At 30.4% G+C, this 303-nt stretch carries 1 protein-coding gene; it reads left to right on the top strand.

Annotation, left to right across the window (positions count from 1 at the left end; all coding sequences use genetic code 11):
• The coding region (locus H4O21_RS28955; protein WP_220495934.1) for a hypothetical protein at positions 1–303 on the top strand (303 nt) is incomplete at both ends.

Here is a 303-nt window from a genome sequence, read left to right as displayed (position 1 = left end):
TACTTTTTAAAAGATGTAAATATTAATTCCGATTTAAGTGATTTTGGTGCATTTGAACAGAATGGAAAAGTTTATTTCACTTCTTCAGCAGATAAAGGCGTATTAACAAAGCATTTATATGCTTGGAACGAACAACCGTTTTTGGACGTTTACGTCACTGAAAAAAATGCTGACACCATAATTCATCATTTATCTAAAGTAAAAGGAGATATTAATTCCGTGTATCATGACGGACCTGTTGTGATTACAAAAGATGGAAAAACCATGTATTTTTCCAGGAATAATTTTAACGATAAAAAGTTA

The sequence above is a fragment of the Oceanospirillum sediminis genome, assembly GCF_014164585.1.
GTDB classification, from domain to species: Bacteria; Pseudomonadota; Gammaproteobacteria; order Pseudomonadales; family Halomonadaceae; genus Oceanospirillum; species Oceanospirillum sediminis.
Note: the sequence above shows the minus strand (reverse complement) of the source record. Positions and strands in the feature narration are given on the sequence as shown.